Below are 4,287 nucleotides of genomic sequence, written 5' to 3' on the forward strand. Positions count from 1 at the left end.
CCGGCGCTTGTGCTCGAGATGCCAGGCCAGCGCAAACGCGTAGACCGTGGCGTCGAACCAGTCGTTGGCGCGCCCCGGCAGCTTCTGCCATTCGCGCGGCGCGTTCGGCTTCACCAGCGAACGCTGCCGCTTGTTGGCGTTCGCCCGGCTTTCCTGCTCCGGGTCGACCAGGCGCTCGGCCGTCAGCTCCTTGACGAAGTGCTCGTCGGCGAGCTCGCCGGTGAGGTGTAGCGTGTTGCGCGGCCAGCGACCGGCTTTGTCTGGGCCATCGACAAGATTGGCGAGGCCGGCGACCACCTCTGTCTTCACGTCGTAGAGGCCGACCGGATAGAGCAGCACCTTGCCGATGATGCGCTTGTTCCGGTCGCGAATGTCGCGTTTCTTCGGCGAACCGAGCCAGGGCAAGCCCTGCTTATGCTGGCCATCGAGCGCGTAGCAGTGCGGCCGGTTCGAGCAGAACCGATAGACGCGATCGGTGCAGAAGCCGGAGTCGACGCCCGAGAGATCGATGCCGACTTCGTTGCCGCCGGCGGTCTGGTACTTCCGCCCCAACGCATCCGACAGCGCGATCCAGGGTTCGTCTTCCTGGTCGGGCTTGCCTTCGAACACCTCGCAGTCGATCAGCCAGCGCTGTCCGCGCGGACCGATGGCGTACACCACCCACTTGATGCCGTAGCCCTGGACGTCGGCGGCCGAGACAACCAGCCCGGCTTCGGCCGGCACCTTGCCGCGCGGATAGGGATGTGCCCTGGCCGACTCGAGCAGCTTCTCCCATTCCACCGCGCCAACGCCCGGATTGTAGGGCTCGGCAAGATCCTGCTGATAGAACGTCCGCAGCTTCGTGGTGTCGGTCTGCGCCGCTTCCCAGCGCTCCCAGATGTCCGCGAAGCGCTCGCGGGGTGCATAGGCCGCCCACAGATGATAGCTCGGCTGCCAGTCAGCGCAGCGGCCCTCGCAAGGGTCGCAACGCCAGCGCGGCAGGTCCGCCGGCTTGATCACCAGCGGCACCGGGTCTGCCCCGCCCGGCACCGGGCGATCCACACGCCTCCGGCCAGCATCTCGTGCTTGTGGCCGTCGAGGATCACGCCGTCGCAGGCGAGGCACCGGAAATGCACCGGCAACTTCTGCGCTTCGTCCGCCGGCCGCATCTGCTCCATCTGCAGCGGCTGCAGCGCGGCGCAATGCGGACACGGCACGTAGTCGTAGCGCTGATCACCCGCCATGAAGTCGGCGGAGACCATGCATTCGCCTTCGATTCCCGGCGTGGAGCCTTCCCACTCCTTGCCGAGATTACCGTACATCTTCTGCCGCGCCCGGGCCTGGTCGCGCGGGCTGCCGCGGCCGTCGACGTCGCGGGGATAGCCGGTGACCTCGTCCATCGCGAGGTACTTGATCGACACCATCTGCAGGCCCTTGGAGGAACCTGCATTGACGATGACGCAGTAACCGCCGGAGAACCGCTTGTAGGCGGTCGTCGAGGCCTTCTCGTCGCGGCTGTTGACCGGCGCGACCTTGTGATTCCACGCCTTCGAGGCGGTGATCGTCGGGTCGAGCTTGACCCGGTTGAACTTCGTCGCCTCCTCGAGCGTCGGCAGCACGATCATCATCGGGCCCGGCGCGCGGTCGACGATGTAGCCGAACCAGTTCTCGATCGCGGTCGACTTGCCGAGCTGCGCGGCCCAGCGCGCCGTGACACGCCGCGCCGGATGGTCCGGATGCAGGCAGTCCTGCGGCTCGCGCAAGTACGGCACCCGATCGGTGCGAAACTTGCCCGGCCAGGGCGAGCCGGATTCGGCCGACACCTCGCGGTAGCGATCAGCCCATTCGCTGATCGTCAGATCCTCGACCGGCTTCGATGCTGCGGCGAGACCGCCGAACAGTACCTTGGCGCCGGGTGGCAGCAGCGGAAACCGCAGCCGCGTATCGACGAAGCTCATTGCAGCGGCGCCTCGACGGCGCTGTCGTCACCCTGCGCCGCGGCCATCTCGGCGCGGTTGATGCCGTCGAGCATCTTCAGCACCTCGCCGTGGAAGACATCGAGACCGCGCCGCGCGTAGGACTTCAGCACCAGGCGCACGATGCGCTCATCCCAGCCGTACTTCACCGAGGCCGACGCCGCCTCGCTGTCGACCGCGCGATCGAACGCGCTCTGCATCAGCGCCACCGCATCGCGTGCGGCTCGATCGACCTCCGAGGTGACGGTCAGCTCGCCGCGTCGCTCGGCGAGGTCCATCTCCTTCATCTCGGCATCGGCCTGAGCCTTGCGGGCCGCACCATCGGCTTGCGAGCCTGCGAAGCGCGTGGAGCCGCCGGAGGCCGCCGGAAGCACCACCGGAGGCCCCTGGCGCCCCGGCAGCAGCTGCGAGGCCCGCCGCAGCCTCACATTCTCGGCCCGGTGGGCCTGTAGTGCGCCGAACTCGACCAGGTTGGACTTGCCCTCGCGACGGGTCGCGAGCGCCTCGGCGTGCTGGCTCACATAGCGCGACAGCGTCGAGCGATCGACGACGTCACCTGCCGCCGTCAACCTCGCCGCTGCGTCCGTGATGGAGATCCATTCGCCGCCGTCCGTCATCCGTGCACCGACACGTGCGCCCTCACGCGTTCACGTGTACCGAATTCAAATCGATCTACTGTCGATATCTCGGGCCGCACTCGCGTCGTGCGCTCTAAATACCGTTTTTACGGTCCCTAACGCGCAATATTGTTGCGCGCAATCCACTTTTTGAGACGTTTTATTACCGACTGCGGCGGCCTTCAGCGTATCCCGTTACCCGAGAACGCGGTAGATTTCGTGCGCGAGCCGGCCGGGCAGCTCGCGCTCGACCGTGGCATAGAACGCCGCCTCCGAATTGCCGGTGACCATCTCGGTCGGGATGAAGAGCCCCGATCGAACAACCTTCAGCGGGCCGCGAGATTTGCCGACGCGGTGGAGGACCGTGCCTCCCATCGATAGCGCAACGCGTTTCGGGAATCGGCCGCCTTTGGTGAACGTGCCGGGGTACACCTTGCGCCGGTTCCAAGGCGCCGCCGTCACGCCCCGGCGCGTCTCACGCGGCTTGAAGAACTTCAGCCGGATATCACCGCCGCGCGACTTGATAACGAAGTCGCCGCCATTGAAGGCTTTCTTGGCGGTCACCGCGCGCTTCAGCGTTCGGTACTTCAGGCCCGTCTGTGGAACGAGCACCCGGCGCATCTGGGTCAGCGCCTTGGCGCCGGTGTGATTGACAGCCCGCACCATCACGAGCGCGCGCGTTTGCCGCTGCAGCGCCCCGAACATATTCGCCATGCGCGCGATCGGCGCGGCATCGACCTTCAACGAGAGCGGCGCACCACTCATCGGTTCAGCAGGCGTTGCCTGGACGCGGCAACACCCCGACTGAAGAGATTGGCCAAGTCTTCAACCGAAGACCGGCCGACAAACTGCAGCTGGTTCGCGACGTCTTCGGCATCGCCTTTGGAGGCGGCGCGAACCGCGTTCACCAGCGCGTCACGGCGCTGTTTGCATTGGCACATAGCTGAACCTCACTAAGCATCGGCCATCCGCGCCGAGGACGATCAAACGCGGATGGCCTCTGCCGTCACACTCTCGGAGGTTGCGGCAGCCTCGGGCTGAGGCGGAGACGCGGGACCGGGCAGCACCCCAGCTCGAAAGCACGCCGCACCCTATGGCAGAAACGAAGCGGCCCGCCGCACGGGTCGAGTGCAGCGGGCCGAAGTCTAGGGAAGAAACGCCTCACGCATGGGGAGCGCGAAACAAACGAAACCGCAGTCTCGTAGCGGACTCTCGTCCGCCACCCTATGACGCAAAAAGCCCCAGCGTTTCCGCCGGGGCTTTCAATTGCGGTTCAATGACGGCCGCGCGGCACCGCCAGCCCGCTCGTTTCACCCTTCAGAGGTTCTCACCCCTCGAAGCAAAAAGCCCCGACGTCTCCGCCGGGGCTTCGCACCGATCCACGTCGGCTCGTCTACTCACAACCCTATCCGGTGGTCGATCGTCTTACGGGGGCCGATTGATACCCCAGCCGCTCCGGCTTTGCCTCGGTTGCTTTCGCTCGGGATTGAGTCCACCACACCCGCCGACCGCTTTCGCGTTTTGCCGGCTCCATCCGCCACCTCCGAGACCATGTCCTCGGTGACGGATCACCAAGCGGCTACGAGGAGAGGCTTAACAATTCGCGCAGTGCCTGATTCCTCCCGTCGTCGTCAAGGGTCATCAACCCATCAGCAAAAGCCGACCATGGCCGCGATCCGATAATAACCGGTCCATCATCCGCTGGGACGACCGGC

The 4,287-nt window shown here is 66.0% G+C and carries 4 protein-coding genes; all 4 read right to left on the minus strand.

The features are described 5' to 3' along the window. Nucleotides 1-1,029 (minus strand): terminase gpA endonuclease subunit (locus DYI24_RS28575; protein WP_349627807.1); only part of this gene is annotated, 1,029 nt, incomplete at its 3' end. Beyond that, on the minus strand, nucleotides 996-1,937 hold the full coding sequence (locus DYI24_RS28580) for a phage terminase large subunit family protein (protein WP_283810884.1): 942 nt from the start codon (nucleotides 1,935-1,937) through the stop codon (nucleotides 996-998). The genes DYI24_RS28580 and DYI24_RS28575, both read right to left, overlap by 34 nt. Next, nucleotides 1,934-2,572, minus strand: a complete 639-nt coding sequence (locus DYI24_RS22140; RefSeq protein WP_164573862.1) for a hypothetical protein — start codon at nucleotides 2,570-2,572, stop codon at nucleotides 1,934-1,936. Before DYI24_RS22140 ends, DYI24_RS28580 begins: the two co-directional genes overlap by 4 nt. A 195-nt stretch (nucleotides 2,573-2,767) precedes the next feature. Continuing rightward, nucleotides 2,768-3,337, minus strand: coding sequence for a phage tail protein (locus tag DYI24_RS22145; RefSeq protein WP_164573863.1), 570 nt, complete (start codon nucleotides 3,335-3,337; stop codon nucleotides 2,768-2,770). Nucleotides 3,338-4,287 lie beyond the last annotated feature (950 nt).

The sequence above is a fragment of the Rhodopseudomonas sp. BR0C11 genome (genome assembly GCF_010820945.1).
GTDB classification, from domain to species: domain Bacteria; phylum Pseudomonadota; class Alphaproteobacteria; order Rhizobiales; family Xanthobacteraceae; genus Rhodopseudomonas; species Rhodopseudomonas palustris_H.